Source organism: Brachybacterium huguangmaarense (genome assembly GCF_025725725.1).
Lineage (GTDB): Bacteria > Actinomycetota > Actinomycetes > Actinomycetales > Dermabacteraceae > Brachybacterium > Brachybacterium huguangmaarense.
In genome coordinates this window covers 620560-637433 of record NZ_CP107020.1, presented here as the reverse complement: position 1 = coordinate 637433, position 16874 = coordinate 620560, and the positions used below count along the sequence as shown (strand labels likewise).

Here is a 16874-nt window from a genome sequence, read left to right as displayed (position 1 = left end):
CGCCCGACGGGGGGGCCGAACGGGGTGGAGCGGAGCCGCTCAGGCGCGCGGCTCCCAGCGCAGGCGCCGCGAGACGAACCAGCAGCCCAGGACGAACCAGATCACCAGGATCCCGGCCTGCGGGCCGGCGTCGCGCCACACGTCGCTCGCGGACAGCGCGGCACCGGCCGCGTCGGTGCCCAGCCACCCGAGGCGGACGAGCGAGACGAGCGGAGCGGTCGGGATGACGTCGATGATGCGGCGGAACCACTCGGGCATGAGGTCGAGCGGCAGGGCCGATCCCGCGCCCACGATCGCGATCGCGATGAACGGCAGGCACGTGACCTGCGCGGACTCGACCGTGCGGGTGATGTTGGCGGTCGCGAGCGCGAGCGGCACGAAGACGGCGGCGCCGAGGGCCACGGCCGCGAGGAGCAGGAGCGGGTGCGAGGGGACGGGCAGGTCGAGCAGCGGGACCGCGAGGGCGGTCATCAGGGTCAGCATGACGAGCGCGATGACCACTGCCGGGACCGCCGTGGCCGTCAGCACCGTCGCATCGGAGGCCTCCCCGGTGCGCAGCCGCTTGAGGACGAGCGACTCGCGGCGGGCCACATACGTGGACAGCTGGTTGTAGTAGACGACGAACAGGAGCGCGACCACGTACATCGAGCCGAGGGCTCCGGCGAGAGCGGGGCCGCCGATGCCCGCGTTCTTGAGCGGGATGTACATCAGCGGGATCGCGAGCGGCATCACGAGCGCGATGAACAGCTGCATCCGGTTGCGCAGCAGCAGCGTGAGCTCGGCGCGCGCGAGGCCGAGCAGTCGGTGCGGGCGACGGGTGCGCGACGCCTGGGCGGCCGGCGCGGCGGGGCGGGTCAGCGCGGGGGAGGTCATGCGGAGGCTCCTTCGGTGAGCGCGGGTGCGTAGGTCTCGGACCCGGCGATGGACAGGAACACGGACTCGAGGCTCGGGGCCCGCGCATCGAGGTCGAGGAGGGCGACCCCACGCGACCTCGCCCAGTCGAGCAGGCGACCGAGGTCGTCCTGGAGCGCCGTCGTGGTGACGACGATCCGGTCGCGTCCGTCGATCGCGACGTCGCCCGTCAGGGACGGCAGCTCCGCGAGGCCGGTGGCGAGACGGAAGCGCAGGTGTGCGGGGTGCCCGGCGATCACCTCGGCGAGGGCCCCGCGGCGCACGATGCGCCCGCGGTGCATGATCGCGATCCGGTCGGCGAGCGCCTCGGCCTCGTCGAGGTAGTGGGTGGTCAGCACGATCGTCGTGCCGCGTGCCCGCAGACGGGCGATGAGCTCCTGGGTGCGGGTGCGCGACTCGGGGTCGAGCCCCGTGGTGGGCTCGTCGAGGAACAGCAGCTCCGGGCCGCCCGCGACCGCGCAGGCCAGGTCGAGGCGGCGGACCTCGCCTCCCGACAGCGCGGAGATGCGTGTCGAGGCGCGATGCGACAGGTCGACCTCCTCGAGCACCGCATCGAGCGGGCGCGGGGTGCTCAGCGTCGCGCACCACATGCGCAGCGCCTCGCGGGCGGTGAGGTCGGCCGGGAACCCGCCGCTCTGGAGCATGAGGCCCTGGCGCGGGCGCACGGTGCCCCGGTCGCGGTAGGGGTCCGCGCCGAACACCCGCACGCTGCCGCCGGTGGGGCGGGCGAGGCCCTCGAGCACCTCGAGGGTCGAGGTCTTGCCGGCGCCGTTCGTGCCGAGCAGCGCGAACAGCTCACCGCGCCGGATCTCGAGGTCGATGCCAGCGACGGCGAGGTGGCCGTGGCGGTGCGAGCCGTAGCGCCGCTCGAGCCCCGAGGCGGAGATGACCGCGGCCTCGTCGGTCACGGGACGGGTGTCGCGCGGTCGGCCCGCGGAGGAGGTGCGGGCAGCGGCGTCGGCCCGGCCGATGCCGGCTCCGGTGGCGCGGCGGCTGCGGCCGGGTTCACCGGCGGCGCCGGGCCGGGAGCCGGTGCCCTCCGGCGTGCTCTGCGTGGTGGTCATGGCGCTGTCCTTCCGTGGTCGATGTCGGTGATCCCAGCCTTCCGGGACGCCGAGATGGCTGGTAGGGCGGCTTCTCACGAGCTGTCGTGAGCGATGCACGGACGGGCACTGACATGTGTCATGTCGGCTCCCCTGCCGCCCGGGGCGCGGGGCCTTGCGGCTCCGGGCGGCCTGGTGACTCCGTGCCGGGACCTGCTCTCCCTCCGCCCGTGGGAGGGCGCGGTGGGCGTGGCAGACTCCGCCCATGGACATCGACACGCTCAGGGACGAGGTCGAGGCGGTGTCCGCTCTGTACGCCGAGCGGCACGGGATCGATCGCACCGGCGACTGGCTGCTGCTCAAGCTCAACGAGGAGGTCGGCGAGCTGACGCAGGCCTATCTCGCGCGGGCCGGCCAGGCGCGGGACAAGGGACGTGCGGGCGCCGAGCTCGACGAGGACCTGCGCGCGGAGCTGGCCGACGTGCTCGCCCACGTCCTGCTCATCGCGCAGCGCTTCGGCGTCGACCTCTCGGCGGCGGTCGACCGCAAGTGGCTCGCGTGGAGACGTCCGGCTGCTCGGTGAGGGCCGCTCAGCGCGTGCGCGGGGCCCGCCGGGCAACCTTCGGATGCCGGTTCGCCGTCGGACCGGGCGCTGCCGCGGTGTGGCGGGCCGTCCGCGACCTCACGAAGGGCGGGCGAGGCGGGGGCTTCGCCCCTCGTGCGGACGGCATCGTGCTCGCGATTCCGCGGCGGCGGGACGAAGCAGACACGGGTGTCGTCACCGAAGCCCACCGAGACGAGCGCCTCGATCCGTCATCGGAAGCGGTCACAGCTCGGTAACTGCCGCCCTCCGCCTCGGACGATCTCCGTGATGATGCTAACTTCCACTGTGGAGATCGGTTGCAAAAGTTGCCTCGATCACTGCAGGTCGACCACGAGTTCAACGAAGCGCCCGGGGAACCGGACCGGACCGAGGAGAAATGATGATCACACGCAGGAGCCTGCTCGCCGCGGGCGCGACGGGCAGCGCAGCCCTCACCCTGGCCGCGTGCGGCGGTGGGGGCAGCAGCACGGATCCCACCGACAAGGACGCCAACGAGGGCAAGTCCCTGACCCTGTGGATCATGCAGGGCACCAATGCCAAGACCGACGAGTACATCGACGCGATCACCACGGCGTTCAAGGACAAGACCGGAGCGGACCTGACCGTCGAGGTCCAGCCCTGGGACGGCGCGCACGACAAGTTCGTGACCGCCATGAGCGGCGGCACCGGCCCCGACGTCGCCGAGGTGGGCACCACCTGGACCCCCGAGTTCGCCGACGCGGGCGGCCTGGACGACCTGACCGACGACATCGAGAAGGCCGGGCTGAAGGACGGCCTGGTCGAGGGCCTGGTCACCGCCGGCACGATCGACGGCAAGCTCTACGGCATGCCCTGGTACGCCGGGGTCCGCGCGATCCTCGCCGACAAGAAGATCCTCGAGGACGCCGGGGTCGAGGGACAGCCCGGGAGCTGGGACGACCTGCTCGGCAAGATCGAGACGCTCAAGGCGAAGAACCCCGACACGATCCCGTTCCCCGTCGCCGGCGCCAGCTCCTACTCGCTGACCCCGTTCATCTGGGGCGCCGGCGGCGACCTGGCCACCGAGAGCGGCGGGAAGTGGACGGCGACCATCAACTCCGCCGAGTCCGTCGAGGGCATCAGCTGGTACGCGGACCTGGCGCTCAAGCACGACGCCTCGACCGCCGCCGCCTCGACCTGGCTCGAGACCGACTCCCTGGCCGCGTTCCAGCAGGGCAAGGTCGCCATGTTCATCACCGGCTCGTGGGTGCCCGCGACCATCAAGGACGACGACCCCGACCTCGCGAGCCGCCTGGTCGCGTACACCATCCCGGCCAAGGACAAGGCCATCGCCCCGTCGTTCCTGGGCGGCTCGCACCTGTGCCGATTCGCCGACACCGAGGAGCCCGAGCTCGCCTTCGAGCTCATCAAGCTCATGGCGACCGGCGACTTCGCCACCCAGTGGGCCACCGACACCAACTACTTCCCGGGCGAGCAGAAGGCCCTGGACGCGGTGATCGACCAGGGCGACGAGCTGACCAAGGTCTTCGCCCAGCAGATGACCGAGGGCGGCACGACCGTCCCCGTCACCCCGGCCTGGGGGCAGATCGAGGGCAAGAAGACCCTGACCACCCTCATGTCCGACGTGCTGGGCGGCACCGATCCGCAGAAGGCCGCCGACGCCGCCGCCGATGAGATGAACGAGATCTTCGGCGGATGACCGACGCGACCCCCGTCCCGACCGGGATCTCCGGCGCCTCGTCCGGCGGCCGGCCGTTCGAGCGCCGGCAGGTCCCGCTGGGGCGCCGCCTCGCCCGCGGCGCCGCGCCCTGGGCCCTGCTGGCCCCGGGGCTGATCCTGCTCGCGGTGCTGCTGCTGTGGCCCCTGGTGCGGGTGCTGATGCTGTCCTTCCAGGACTACCGGCTGCGGAACCTGGTGCGCGGCGAGTCCAACTACATCGGCATCGAGAACTACACCAAGATCCTCACCGACGGCTTCCTGTGGAAGACCGTGCTGCCCAACACCGTGGGCTTCGCGATCGTCTGCGTCGTGGTCACGATCGTCGTCGGGATCGGGGTCGCCCTGTTCCTGAACACGCTGGGCACCGTGTGGCGCAGCATCTGCACGACCGTGGTCATGATCGCCTGGGCGATCCCCGCGCTCTCGGGCACCTACGTGTTCGTGTGGCTGTTCGATCCGTTGAACGGCCTGGTCACGAACCTCATGGACAGCCTCGGGATCATGGATGCCGGATCCTGGAACTGGTTCACGAACCGATGGGCCTTCTACGGGATCGCGCTGCTCAACGTCGTCTACCACGGGTTCCCGTTCATCGCGGTGACCGTGCTCGCGGCCGTCATCGGGGTCCCGCTCGAGCTGTACGAGGCGGCGGCCCTCGACGGCGCCGGGGCGTGGAAGAGGTTCGTGCACGTGACCCTGCCCGGCATCCGACCGGTGCTCGCCGTGTGCGTCATCCTCTCGACCATCTGGGACTTCAAGGTCTTCACACAGATCTATCTGATGCCCGGCGGCGACGGGTCCAACAGACAGGTCATGAATCTGGGCGTGTGGTCCTACTCCGAGTCCTTCTCCCAGGGCATGTACGGCATGGGCTCCGCGATCGCGGTGCTGCTGACCGTCGTACTGCTGGTCGTCTCCGTGATCTACATGCGCACCCTGCTCAAGGAGGAGGAGCTGTGAGGAGCCGCAGCCCGCTCGCGAAACCGGCCAAGGCGCTCGGCGTCGTCGTGCTGATCGTCGTGACCCTGTTCCCCTTCTACTGGATGATCACGACCGCGGTGGACCCGAACCCGCTCGCCCGCGGGGGCAGCGTGCTGCCCACCGGGTTCACCCTCGAACACTTCCGGTTCGTCCTCGTGGACGCCGGGTTCCTGCGGTACGTGAAGAACTCGGCGATCGTCGCGGTGGCCACGGTGCTGATCTCCGCGCTGGTCGCCCTGCTCGCCTCGGTCGCCGTCGCCCGCTTCCGCTTCCGCGGCCGCACCGGGGTGCTGATCCTGGTGCTCATGGTGCAGATGGTGCCGCTCGAGGCCCTCGTGATCCCGCTGTTCATCCAGGCCAAGTCGCTGCACCTGCTGAACTCCCTCGCGGGGCTGGTGGTCGTCTACCTGGCGTTCTCGCTGCCCTTCGCGATCTGGAACCTGCGCGGCTTCGTCGCGGCGGTGCCCAAGGAGCTCGAGGAGGCCGCCTACGTGGACGGCGCCAGCTGGGGCCGCACGTTCCGTTCGATCCTGCTGCCGCTCGTCGGCCCCGGACTCGTGGCGACCTCCGTGTTCAGCTTCATCACCGCGTGGGACGAGTTCATCTTCGCGCTCACCTTCATGCAGGAGAGCTCGAAGTACACCGTCGGGGTGGGCCTGCGGCAGTTCTTCACCCAGAACACCGCGGACTGGGGCCCGGTCATGGCGGCCTCGACCTTGATCGCCCTGCCCGTCGTGATCTTCTTCGTGCTCGTGCAGAAGAACCTGGCCAAGGGCCTCACCCAGGGCGCGGTCAAGGGATGAGGCGTCGATGACGAGCGACACGAACCCGGCCACGCAGGGCGCCGAGGCCCTCGGTGCCGACGGCGCCGATGCTGGGGGTGCCGGCACCCCCGGCGCCGGCACCGGGCTCGCCGGGACCTGGGACCGCGACGCCCTCGGCGTGCTGATGGCGCCGATCGAGGGCACGACCGTCCCGGAGTGGGCGCGCGGCGCCCTGGAGGGCGGCCTCGCCTCGGTCATCCTGTTCGGGTACAACACCCCGAGCCCCGAGGCCGCCCGGGACCTGGCGCGGGAGATCCACGGGATCTCCGCCCAGGCGCTCGTCTCGATCGACGAGGAGGGCGGCGACGTCACCCGTCTGCAGGCCGGGACCGGGTCGTCGCTGCCCACCGCCTGGGCGCTCGGCCAGGTCGACGACACGGCCCTCACGGCCGAGGTCGGGGCCGCCCTCGGTGGCCTGCTGCACGCATGCGACCTGGACCTGGCGCTGTCCCCGGTGCTCGACGTCTCGACCGACCCCGCCAATCCCGTGATCGGCACCCGCGCCTTCGGGGCGACGCCCGATCTCGTCGCCCGTCACGCCGAGGCCTTCGCGACCGGGCTGCGGTCGGCCGGCGTGGGCACGTGCGGCAAGCACTTCCCGGGGCACGGGGCGACCGCGACCGACTCCCACACCGACCTGCCCCGGATCGACCTGGACGAGCACGCCTTCCGCGCCGAGCACCTCGCGCCGTGGGCCATCGCCCCGCGGCTGGACGCGGTGATGACCGCGCACATCCTCGTGCCCGCCCTGGGCGAGGGGCCGGCGTCCATCTCCCCGTGGTCGGCCCCGCTGCTGCGGGACGTCTCCCGCGGCGGCTTCGACGGCCTGATCGTCACCGACGCGCTGGACATGGCCGCGGTCGCCGCCGATCCCGGCGTCGGCGAGGCCGTCGTCCGCGCCGTCGAGGCCGGCGCCGACCTGCTGTGCCTGGGCACATCCCTGCGTCGCGACGACCTGGGCATGGTGCGTGAGGCGCACGATGCTCTGGTCGGAGCGGTCGCGTCCGGCCGGATCCGTCGCGAGGACCTCGCCTCCCGGGCCCTGCGGACCCGTGAGGCGGCCGGCGCCCTGCGCCGACGACGCCGGCTGCACGGGCAGGGAGACCTCGCGGACGCCCTCGGCACGCTCGCGCGACTCGGGCCCCGGGCCGCCGCGAGGGCGATCGACATCCGCTCCGCGGCCCTGGACGGGACCCCCGTGGTCGTGGTCGACGCCCGCGGCCGCGTCGACCACGCCGCGAGGATCCGCCCCGTGCACCTGCTCGAGGCCCTCACCGAGAAGGGGATCGACGCCACCGCCGCCGAGGCGGTCTCGGACCTCGAAGACGACCGCGCGGTGCTCGTCGTGACCCGGCTGCCCCGCGCCGACCCGCCGGAGGAGCGGCGCCTCCAGGAGGTGATCACCGCCCGGCCCGACGCGATCGTGGTGCACATCGGGGTGCCGGACGCGGCTCCCGCCCATCGGCACCTCGTGCTCACCCTCGGCGGCGGCCTCGTGCCCATGCGCGCCGCGGTCGAGGCGCTGCTCGCCGCCGGCCGGACCGCCGGCGCCACGGGAGGTTCCGCGTGAGGGTGCTCGGCATGATGAGCGGGACCTCGATCGACGCGGTGGACACCGCCCTGGTCGACCTGCACCGCGACGAGGACGATCCCGGGCTCCTGCACGCGGATCTGCTCGACGTCCGTGAGCATCCGTGGCCCACCGACCTGCGCGGCCGCCTGCTGGGCGTGCTCGCGCCGGCCACGAGCGACGTCGGGACCTGGACCCGTCTGCACGCCGAGGTCGGCGACCACTTCGCGCACGTTGCCGCGCGTGCCCTGGACGCCGGCGGGGGAGCGGACCTGGTGTGCTGCCACGGCCAGACCCTGTTCCACGGGGTCGACGCCGACGGACACGCGTGGGGCACCCTGCAGATCGGGGACATGTCACGGGTCGCCGCTGCGACCGGCACGAGCGTCCTGTACGACGTGCGCTCGGCGGACCTGGCCCGCCATGGGCACGGGGCGCCCCTCGCCCCCGTGCTCGACACCCTGCTCGGGGCGGGCCCGGGCAGTGCGGTGCTGAACCTGGGCGGGATCGCCAACGCGACCGTGACCACCGCGGACGGCGTGCTCGCCGGTGATCTCGGGCCCGCGAACGCCCTGATCGACGCCGCCGTGCACGAGGCCACCGACGGCGCGCTCTCGTGCGATCAGGACGGCCGCCTGGCCCGCACGGGCCAGGTGGACCGGGCTCTGCTCGAGATCCTGCTCGCCGACCCCTTCTTCTCCCTGCCGCTGCCCCGGTCCACGGGCCGCGAGCACTTCGACGGCGACTACGTCGCGCGCCGGGTCCGTGAGGCCGCGCTCGCGGGGCCCGGGGGCGTCGCCGTTCCGGATCCCGCGGGGATGCCGACCGCGGACCTGGTGGCGACCCTGACGGAGTTCACGGCGACCACCGTCGCCCAGGCCCTCGCGCCGCACCGGGTGGACCGGGTGATCGGCTCGGGTGGCGGCATGCGCAATCCCGTCCTCGTCGAACGGCTCGAAGCGCTCATGGCGCCCGCCCGTCTCGAGGACTCGAGCGCCCTCGGCGTCCCGCCCGACGCGAAGGAGGCGCTCCTGATGGCGCTGCTCGGCTACCTCGGCGTCCACGGGATGCCGGCCCTGCCGCTCGCGCCCGACGGCCGCACCGTCACGGGGTCGGACGCCGCGGTGGTGCTCGGCGCGCTGACCCCGCCGGTCCTGCCCGCCGGTCTCGAGCCCCGCCCGGGCTCGATCCGCCGGATGATCGTCCGATCTCCGCCTGCGCCCCCGGAGGACCGGTGACCCCGGCTCCCGCGGACGGGCGGTCGCTCGTCGCGCTCGCCTCGCCCACCGAGGAGCGCAACCCTCGCATCACGGGCATCGACACGCTCACGGCCCCGCGGGTCGTGGGCCGCACGCATCGAGATCGCCTTTCTCGGTGGAATTCCGCTCGGATCCCGCCGGAAAAGGCGATCTCGATGTGTCGTCGTGCGGATGCGGATGCGGATGCGGATGCAGGTGCGGGCGCAGGTTCGGGTGCGCTCGACCAGGGCGCCCCCGCTCCCGCCTGCGCTCTGCTCGCCGGGGCCTGACCGGCGATGATGCGCTGCGCGTCGTCCTCGGACAGGTCGTAGTCGTAGAAGTCCCGGTAGAAGGTGCGCGTCTCGGCGACCAGGTCCCCGTCCGCTCCTCATCACGAGCGGCGCGGATCACCCTGCGCGCCGCCTCGCGCGCGACCGAGGGTGACATCGGGCACGATGACCGCCGAAAGTGGTCGTTATGTGAACGTGCGTGCAGGTGTCGAGCGCGGCCTCTGGTTGACTGCCCGGCGTGATCACTCTCGACGGCCTCACCAAGGTCTTCCCCGCCCCTGGCGGCGGAGCCGACGTCGTCGCGCTCGACGACATCGACCTCACCGTCGACGCCGGTCAGATCCACGGCATCGTGGGTCGCTCCGGCGCCGGCAAGTCGACCCTCATCCGCTGCCTGACCGGGCTCGAGAAGCCCACCTCGGGACACGTGAGCATCGACGGGACCGATATCGCCGCGCTCGACGGCGCCTCCCTGCGCGCCGCCCGCCGCAACATCGGCATGGTCTTCCAGCACGCCAACCTGCTGGACTCCCGCACCGCCGCCCAGAACATCGCCCATCCGCTCGAGATCGCGGGCGTGCCCCGTGCCCGCCGCGAGCAGCGGGTCGCCGAGCTGGTCGAGCTCGTGGGCCTGAGCGGGCGCGAGCACAACCACCCCGCCCAGCTCTCGGGTGGCCAGGTGCAGCGCGTCGGCATCGCCCGTGGCCTCGCCGCCGAGCCCAAGGTGCTCCTGTGCGACGAGCCGACGAGTGCGCTCGACCCCTCGACGACCCGCCAGATCCTCACACTCATCCGTGACCTGCGGGACCGGCTCGGCATCACGGTCGTGATCATCACGCACGAGATGTCCGTCGTGCGCGAGGTGTGCGACGCCGTGACGCTCCTCGAGGGCGGCCGCGTCGTGCAGTCCGGAGGTCTCCTCGACGTCGCGAGCGATCCGCACGGGCCGCTCTCGTCCGAGTTGATCCCGCTGCCGCCCGCCCCGACCGGTATCAGCGCCCTCGTCGTCAATTGCGACTACGGCGACTCCGAGACCCTCCGCACGAGCGATGACCTGGTGCGCCTGGCCGGCGAGCGCGGCGCGCACGCCACCATCGTGGCCGGCACCATCGAGACCATCGGCGGCCGGCAGGTCGGGCGCGTGCAGCTCGCCCTGCGCAACGACTCCGGCGCGCCCATCAGCCGGGAAGGCCTCGACGCCTTCATTCACGCGCTCGACGCCCAGGGCGTCGTGGCCCAGGAGGTGACCCGATGACGCCCTGGTGGCAGAACCCCGTCTTCACGACCTGGGACTCGAACTCGAGCCTGTGGTCCAACACGCTCATCACGCTCTACATGACGCTCGGCACCATGGTCTTCGCGACCATCGTCGGCCTCCCGCTCGGGATCCTGCTGTTCGAGACCGAGCGCTCGCGCGGCACGGCCGCCCGCTGGGTCAACCGCGTCGTCGGCTTCATCGTCAACATCGGACGCTCGTTCCCCTTCATCATCCTGATCATCGCGCTGATCCCCGTCACCCGCTTCGTGGTCGGGCGCGTGACCGGGCCCAACGCCGCTATGTTCGCGCTGACGATCTCCGCGATCCCGTTCCTCGCGCGCATGATCGAGATCAACCTGCGCGAGGTCGCCGCCGGCAAGATCGAGGCGGTCCAGATGATGGGCGCCACCCGCTGGCAGGTGATCCGCCAGGTGCTCGTGCCCGAGGCGCTCCCCGGCATCATCGGCTCGCTCACCACCACCACGATCGCCGTCATCGGCTACACCGCGATGGCCGGCACGGTGGGCGGCAAGGGGCTGGGCGACCTCGCCAACCGCATGGGGTACCAGAGCTACGACAACGTGGTGATGGTCGCGACCGTCGTCCTGCTCATCGTCATCGTGATCGCCGTGCAGCTGCTCGGCTCAGCTCTCGCCCGCGCCGTCGACCACCGGGCGCGCCACGCCTGACCACCCGCCCGCCCCCGTCCCACCCGACCCCGTCCCACCCGACCCCGCCCTGCTCGACCCGGCCCTGCCCGACCGGGCGTACCCGGCCGATCCGGCCGGGACCGCCCGCCCGATCCCGTCGGACCCGCTCGCCCGGCCCGTCGGCCCCTCTTGTCCCCGCGGTCGCCGACCGCATCGCATCCCCAGACCCGAGGAGATCCCTGTGACCCCCATCAACCGCCGCACCCTGTTCGTCTCCGGCGCCGGCCTCGCCGCGCTCGCCCTGTCCGCGTGCGGCGCGGGCGGCGGCGGCGCGAGCGGCCCCGAGGAGAAGGACGGCGTGACCACGATCAACATCGGCGCCTCGCCCAAGCCCCACGCCGAGATCCTGCAGTTCATCCAGGACAACCTCGCCAAGGACGCGGGCCTCGACCTCAAGATCACGCCCTACACCGACTACCAGATCCCCAACCAGGCGCTCAACGACGGGGACATCGACGCGAACTTCTACCAGACCCCGAACTTCCTGGAGTCCCAGGAGAAGGAGAAGGGATACGAGTTCCACGCGTTCGACGGCGTGCACGTCGAGCCCATGGGCCTGTACTCGCAGTCCATCACGAGCCTCGACGAGCTTCCCGAGGGCGGCGAGGTCGCGATCGCCAACGACCCCGCCAACCGGGGCCGCGGTCTGAGCCTGCTCGCCGACAACGGCGTCATCACCCTCAAGGACGGCGTCGAGCCCACCGAGGTCACGGTGGGCGACGTCGCCGACAACCCCAAGAACCTGAAGTTCACCGAGATCGAGGCGGCGCAGATCCCGCGCTCGCTCGGCGACTTCGCCGCTGGGGTCGTCAACGGCAACTACGCCCTCGAGGCTGGCCTCAAGCCCTCCGAGCAGGCGATCGTGCTCGAGAAGGGCGAGGGCAGCCCCTACGCCAACATGGTCGTGTGCCGCGAGGCCGACAAGGACAACGCCGGCCTCACGAAGCTCGACGAGCTGATCCACTCCGACGACGTGCGCTCGTTCATCACGAGCACCTACACCGACGGCTCGGTGATCCCGGCCTTCTGACCGGGCTTCACGCCGCGGTCGTAGCGGTCGTAGCGGCCGCTGGTGGTGCGTGGCTGGAGGCCCATCGCCAGGAGGCTGCTGCCCGCGGCCGGCACCGGCGAGCGGGCGCTTCTTCAGCGGTCGCTCGATCCAGAGGCTCGTCCGCGTCGGCATGCCCTGACCCGTGTCGCGGTGGCGCCGGGGTGCCCCATCCAGTGTCACGTTGATGTCGGAATGACCCATCCAGTCTCACGATGACGTCGCTCTCCGCCGGCAGAGCGACGTCATCGTGCTTCTCGATCCGGGCATGCGACGGGAACGTGCGCGTCGATCCGTGGATGCGACAGGAACGTGCCTCTCGATCCGGGGATACGACGGGAACGCGCCCGTCGATGCGGGGACACGACAGGAACGCGCGCGTCGATGTGTGGACGCGACAGGAACGCGCGCGTCGATCTCGCCCCGCCGGCCGGGTTGTCGACAGAGGGCCGCGGGCACCCATTGAGCACTCGAGTTCTGCGCGAGGGCCGCCAGGCATGCCCGGTGGCGACTATCGCGCAGACCTCGATGGCCGGTGGCGACCCGCGCGCAGACCTCGATGGGGACGGCGACCCGCCGCGCGGGTCAGATCCGCTCGGTCGCGCCGATCTGGTCGAGCAGCCACGCGAGCTCGTCGGCCCGCTGGTCCCACTTGGCGTAGCGCCCGGAGCGGCCTCCGTGCCCGGCGACCATCTCGCAGCGGAACACGATGGGCCGCTCGACCTGGTCCGACGTGACGGTCTCCCGCAGCCGGGCGATCCACTTGGCGGGCTCGACGAAGAACACGCGGGTGTCGTTGAGCGAGGTCGAGGCGAAGATCGCCGGGTACTCGGTCGCCCGGATGTTCTCGTACGGGGTGTACTCCTTCATGTACGCGTACACCTCGGGGTCGTGCAGCGGGTCGCCCCACTCCTCCCACTCGCCGACCGTGAGCGGGAGCGAGGGGTCGAGGATCGTGGTGAGCGCGTCCACGAACGGCACGCCCGCCATGATCGCCCGGAAGCGGTCCGGGGCCAGGTTCGCGACGGCGCCCATGAGCAGGCCGCCGGCGCTGCGCCCCTCGGCGGCGAGCCGATCCGGTGCGACCCAGCCGTCCTCGATGAGGGCGTCGGCGGCCGCGACGAAATCGCTGAAGGTGTTCTTCTTCTCGAGCAGCTTGCCGTGCTCGTACCAGGGCCGGCCCATCTCCCCGCCGCCGCGGATGTGGGCGATCGCGACCACGACCCCGCGGTCGAGCAGCGACAGTCGCGTCGCGACGAACGACGGGTCCATCGAGATCTCATAGCTGCCGTACCCGTACAGGTAGCCGGGGTTGCCGCCGTCGGCGGTGACCTCACGGCGCATCGCGACGGACAGCGGGACGCGGGTGCCGTCGGCCGCCGTGGCCCACAGGCGCCGCTCGACGTAGAGCTCGGGGTCGAAACCGGGCACCGGCGTGCGCTTGAGCACCGTCGTCGCGCGCGTGGCCAGGTCGACCTCGGCGACGGTCGACGGGGTGAGCAGGCTCGTGAGCTCGTAGCGCAGGCTCGTCGCGTCCCAGATCAGGTTCTCGCCCAGCCACACCGAGTCGAGCTCGCCGCCGTGGTCGATGCCCCACGCGCCCTCGACGTCCCAGCCGTCCTCGCGGCGCGGGACGACGCGCACGGCCGCGAGGCCGCCCGAGCGCAGCTCGATCACCGCAGCGCCCGCGAAGGCGTCGACACCCTCGAAACGCTCGCCCTCGCCCGCGCTCAGGATCGTCGTCCACGCGCCGGGATCCTCGAGTGGGGCGGTCGCGAGCGCGAAGCCCTCATGGCCGTCGTTGTGGACCACGAGCAGCTGATCGCCCGCGTGCTCGAGGGCGTACTCGACGCCCAGACGGCGGCCACCCGCGGGACGCGGCGCGGACGTGGGGTCGGCGAGGTCGAGCAGCCAGCCCTCGGTCGTCGTGGTCGAGGCGGACTGGATCACGAGCGTGGAGGCGTCGCGCGAGGTCTCGAAGCCGATCATGAACTTCTCGTCCGGCTCCTCGAGGACGAGCACATCCGCCTCGGCGCTCGAGCCGAGCCGGTGGCGCCAGATCTGGTGCTGACGCCACGCGTCGTCGACGCGCGCGTAGAACAGCCACTGCTGGTCGGTGCTGAAGGCGAGGCCGTAGCCGGCGCCCCGCACGGCGTCGTCGACGATCTCACCGGTGTCGAGACCGGTGACGACAATGTCGAAGCGCTCGTCGCCCGCGACGTCGACGGCGTAGGCCAGGAGGTCCTGGTCGGGGGAAGGGTGGAAGCCTCCGAGGGAGTAGAACTCGTGGCCCGCCGCCTCGGCCTGGGCGTCGAGCAGGACCTCCTCTCCCTCCAGCAGCGTCCCGGGCACGACCTCGGGCATCGAGCCCTCGTCGCGGACCCGCGTGAAGACCGGGTAGTCGTGGCCCTCGGTGGTGCGGGTGATGTACCACCAGCCGTCGCGGCGCACGGGCACGGACAGGTCGGTCTCCTGGGTGTGGCCCACGAACTCGTCGACGAGGCGGGACCGGAGATCGGCGAGATGGGCGGTGCGCGCGTCGGCGTAGGCGTTCTCCGCCTCGAGGTGCGCGATGACCTGCGGGTCCTCCTTGTCGCGCAGCCATTCGTACTCGTCAACGACGGTGTCGCCGTGGAACGTGCGCTCGGTGGGTCGGGCCTCGGGTCGGGGCGGCTCGGGAAGGGCGGGGGTGGGGGTCTGCTCGGTCACCCGTCGAGCCTAGCCGGGAGCGGTGGAGGAGGGCTGAGCGGTCGCATGCCTGCGCACGGACGGGGCGCACGATCCATTCCTGGTGGGGAAGGCGGGTGACGGTCTGCCCGTGCGGACCGCGGCGTCCTCACGGCCCGCGGCGGGGCGTGCACACAGCCGTCGACGCCGGTGCGGTGCGATGCGGGGCGCGGTGACCTGCGTCGCAGCGACGTCGAGCGGTTTGGCCCTGTCCGCGGCCCGACGGTAGGATCGTCGGCGGTAGCGTGTCCGAGCGGCCGAAGGTGCGACACTCGAAATGTCGTGTACGGTAACCCCGTACCGCGGGTTCAAATCCCGCCGCTACCGCTGAAGGTCCGTACGGACCGCCGAGAAGCTCCCCGGGTCCTCGACCCGGGGAGCTTCTCGATGCGGAGCACCTGTGGCGCGTGTCGCCTGGGCCCTCCGATCCCGTGCCCGCGCGACGGGCCGCCCGTCGTCCCGAGGAGCCGCAGGTGTCCGAGTCCGAGAACGAGGACACGGGCCTTCCCGCCGACGATCCGTCATCCGCCGACGGCACGCCGCCCGCCGAGCACAGCCCGGCCGGCGACGCAGGTGCCGCGCCTGACGCAGGGCGGCGCCGCCACTTCGTCGACCTCACCCCGCTGCGGGTCTCGCCCGCCTTCGCGCGCCTCTGGATCGGCGCCGCGGTCTCGGGTATCGGCGCTCAGCTCACGACCGTCGCCGTCGGCATCCAGATCTACGACATCACCTCCTCGACGTTCGCGGTCTCGCTCGTCGGTGGGATCGCCCTGGCCCCGATGGTGGTCGCCGGCCTCTGGGGCGGCATGCTCGCGGACGCCTTCGACCGCCGTCGCGTGCTCATCGTCTCGAGCCTCCTGGGTTGGCTGTCGACGTTGTCGATCGTGGCCCTGTCCGCTGTGCACTCCCATCTCGGCACGACCGGCGGTCTGCGCGAGGTGTGGCCCTTCTACGTGGCCACAACCGTCAACGCGGTCGCCGCCACCATCAGCGGTGCGACCCGCACGGCGGTCTTCCCGCGCATCCTGCCCGCCCAGTACGTGCCCGCCGCCTCGGCCCTCGGCGGGATCTCGATGGGCATCCAGCTCACGGTGGGTCCCGCGCTCGCGGGCGTGCTCGCCGCCGCGATCGGCCTGCCGCTCACGTTCGCGGTCGACGCCGTGCTGTTCACGGCCGGGTTCCTCGGCATCCTGGGGCTGCCCGCCCTGCCCCCGCTCACCGAGGTCGCGCGGCCCGGCCTGGCCGCGCTCCGCGACGGCTTCGCGTTCCTCCGCACCGCCACCAACATTCGCGCCGGCTTCCTGGTCGACATCATCGCGATGAGCTTCGGGCGCACCTATGTGCTGTTCCCCGCGGTGGGCGCCGCGGTGATCGGCGGCGGCCCGACCACCGTCGGCATCCTCACCGCCTCCGCCGCGATCGGGACCTTCTTGACGGGCCTGCTCTCCGGGCGGGTGGGCAGCGTGCGCCGGTACGGCGTCGCGATCGGCGGGGCGGTCATCGTGTACGGCGCCTGCATCGGCGTGTTCGGGCTGGTGCTGCTGCTCGCCGCGGTCGGGCTGTTCGGACCGACGGGGCCCTCGTGGGACGCGGTGGGCTGGCCGGCCCTCGTGCTCGCGTGCCTCGCGCTCGCCGGCACCGGCGCCTCCGACGAGGTCAGCGCGATCTTCCGCTCGTCGATGCTGCTCACGGCGGCGCCCGACGAGATGCGCGGCCGCCTCCAGGGAGTGTTCATGGTGGTCGTGACCGGCGGACCCCGCATCGGCGACCTCTACGCGGGCATCCTCGCCACCCTCGTCGCCGCCTGGTTCCCGCCGCTCCTGGGCGGCATTGTGATCATCGCGCTGGTCGCGGTGATCCTGCGCGTGCTGCCGAGCTTCCGCGCCTACGACGCGCTCCACCCGCACCCCTGACGGGCCCCGGTCCCCGGCCAGCACGGGCATCGTGGGCGCGTGACCTGATCGGGGCCCG

13 protein-coding genes and 1 tRNA gene are annotated in these 16874 nt (G+C 72.1%); 11 read left to right on the top strand and 3 right to left on the bottom strand.

Annotated features, from left to right (window positions below):
* Positions 1-39: 39 nt before the first annotated feature.
* Both BRM3_RS02835 and BRM3_RS02830 read right to left on the bottom strand, forming a co-directional pair.
* The gene (locus BRM3_RS02835) at positions 40-873 is read right to left on the bottom strand and encodes an ABC transporter permease (RefSeq protein WP_263594594.1); all 834 of its coding nucleotides are present in this window, start codon (positions 871-873) and stop codon (positions 40-42) included.
* Positions 870-1976: an ABC transporter ATP-binding protein gene (locus BRM3_RS02830; protein ID WP_263594593.1), complete on the bottom strand. Its 1107-nt coding sequence runs from the start codon at positions 1974-1976 to the stop codon at positions 870-872. Before BRM3_RS02830 ends, BRM3_RS02835 begins: the two co-directional genes overlap by 4 nt.
* 244 nt (positions 1977-2220) lie before the next feature.
* Between BRM3_RS02830 and BRM3_RS02825 the strand changes: the two genes are divergently transcribed.
* The 9 genes from BRM3_RS02825 (at position 2221) to BRM3_RS02785 (ending at position 12158) form a co-directional block, all read left to right on the top strand.
* Positions 2221-2538, top strand: a complete 318-nt coding sequence (locus tag BRM3_RS02825) for a MazG nucleotide pyrophosphohydrolase domain-containing protein (RefSeq protein WP_263594592.1) — start codon at positions 2221-2223, stop codon at positions 2536-2538.
* 400 nt (positions 2539-2938) lie between these two features.
* Positions 2939-4237, top strand: a complete 1299-nt coding sequence (locus BRM3_RS02820; RefSeq protein WP_263594591.1) for a sugar ABC transporter substrate-binding protein — start codon at positions 2939-2941, stop codon at positions 4235-4237.
* Positions 4234-5217 (top strand): carbohydrate ABC transporter permease, encoded by a 984-nt coding sequence (locus tag BRM3_RS02815; protein WP_263594590.1) that lies wholly within the window; start codon positions 4234-4236, stop codon positions 5215-5217. The genes BRM3_RS02820 and BRM3_RS02815 overlap by 4 nt, the downstream gene beginning before the upstream one ends.
* Positions 5214-6041: a carbohydrate ABC transporter permease gene (locus tag BRM3_RS02810; protein WP_263594589.1), complete on the top strand. Its 828-nt coding sequence runs from the start codon at positions 5214-5216 to the stop codon at positions 6039-6041. The genes BRM3_RS02815 and BRM3_RS02810 overlap by 4 nt, the downstream gene beginning before the upstream one ends.
* A 7-nt stretch (positions 6042-6048) precedes the next feature.
* Complete coding sequence (locus BRM3_RS02805; protein WP_263594588.1) at positions 6049-7632, top strand: glycoside hydrolase family 3 N-terminal domain-containing protein; 1584 nt, start codon at positions 6049-6051, stop codon at positions 7630-7632.
* Positions 7633-7643: 11 nt separating this feature from the next.
* On the top strand, positions 7644-8870 hold the full coding sequence (locus BRM3_RS02800) for an anhydro-N-acetylmuramic acid kinase (protein WP_263594587.1): 1227 nt from the start codon (positions 7644-7646) through the stop codon (positions 8868-8870).
* Between the two features lie 528 nt (positions 8871-9398).
* Complete coding sequence (locus tag BRM3_RS02795; RefSeq protein WP_263594586.1) at positions 9399-10415, top strand: methionine ABC transporter ATP-binding protein; 1017 nt, start codon at positions 9399-9401, stop codon at positions 10413-10415.
* On the top strand, positions 10412-11107 hold the full coding sequence (locus BRM3_RS02790) for a methionine ABC transporter permease (RefSeq protein ID WP_263594585.1): 696 nt from the start codon (positions 10412-10414) through the stop codon (positions 11105-11107). The genes BRM3_RS02795 and BRM3_RS02790 overlap by 4 nt, the downstream gene beginning before the upstream one ends.
* A gap of 202 nt (positions 11108-11309) precedes the next feature.
* The gene (locus BRM3_RS02785) at positions 11310-12158 is read left to right on the top strand and encodes a MetQ/NlpA family ABC transporter substrate-binding protein (RefSeq protein WP_263594584.1); all 849 of its coding nucleotides are present in this window, start codon (positions 11310-11312) and stop codon (positions 12156-12158) included.
* Positions 12159-12761: 603 nt separating this feature from the next.
* Here the strand turns inward: BRM3_RS02785 and BRM3_RS02780 are convergent.
* The gene (locus tag BRM3_RS02780; protein ID WP_263594583.1) at positions 12762-14885 is read right to left on the bottom strand and encodes a S9 family peptidase; all 2124 of its coding nucleotides are present in this window, start codon (positions 14883-14885) and stop codon (positions 12762-12764) included.
* Between the two features lie 257 nt (positions 14886-15142).
* Here BRM3_RS02780 and BRM3_RS02775 point away from each other — a divergent pair.
* Positions 15143-15230: transfer RNA gene (locus tag BRM3_RS02775), tRNA-Ser, on the top strand.
* Positions 15231-15376: 146 nt separating this feature from the next.
* Positions 15377-16816 (top strand): MFS transporter, encoded by a 1440-nt coding sequence (locus BRM3_RS02770; protein ID WP_263594582.1) that lies wholly within the window; start codon positions 15377-15379, stop codon positions 16814-16816.
* Positions 16817-16874: the final 58 nt, after the last annotated feature.

What these genes read in the sequence shown, in the direction of transcription:
- BRM3_RS02835 (WP_263594594.1), bottom strand. Translation starts at nt 873, where the DNA reads ATGACCTCCCCCGCGCTGACCCGCCCCGCCGCGCCGGCCGCCCAGGCG.
- BRM3_RS02830 (WP_263594593.1), bottom strand. Translation starts at nt 1,976, where the DNA reads ATGACCACCACGCAGAGCACGCCGGAGGGCACCGGCTCCCGGCCCGGC.
- BRM3_RS02825 (WP_263594592.1), top strand. Translation starts at nt 2,221, where the DNA reads ATGGACATCGACACGCTCAGGGACGAGGTCGAGGCGGTGTCCGCTCTG.
- BRM3_RS02820 (WP_263594591.1), top strand. Translation starts at nt 2,939, where the DNA reads ATGATCACACGCAGGAGCCTGCTCGCCGCGGGCGCGACGGGCAGCGCA.
- BRM3_RS02815 (WP_263594590.1), top strand. Translation starts at nt 4,234, where the DNA reads ATGACCGACGCGACCCCCGTCCCGACCGGGATCTCCGGCGCCTCGTCC.
- BRM3_RS02805 (WP_263594588.1), top strand. Translation starts at nt 6,049, where the DNA reads ATGACGAGCGACACGAACCCGGCCACGCAGGGCGCCGAGGCCCTCGGT.
- BRM3_RS02800 (WP_263594587.1), top strand. Translation starts at nt 7,644, where the DNA reads ATGATGAGCGGGACCTCGATCGACGCGGTGGACACCGCCCTGGTCGAC.
- BRM3_RS02790 (WP_263594585.1), top strand. Translation starts at nt 10,412, where the DNA reads ATGACGCCCTGGTGGCAGAACCCCGTCTTCACGACCTGGGACTCGAAC.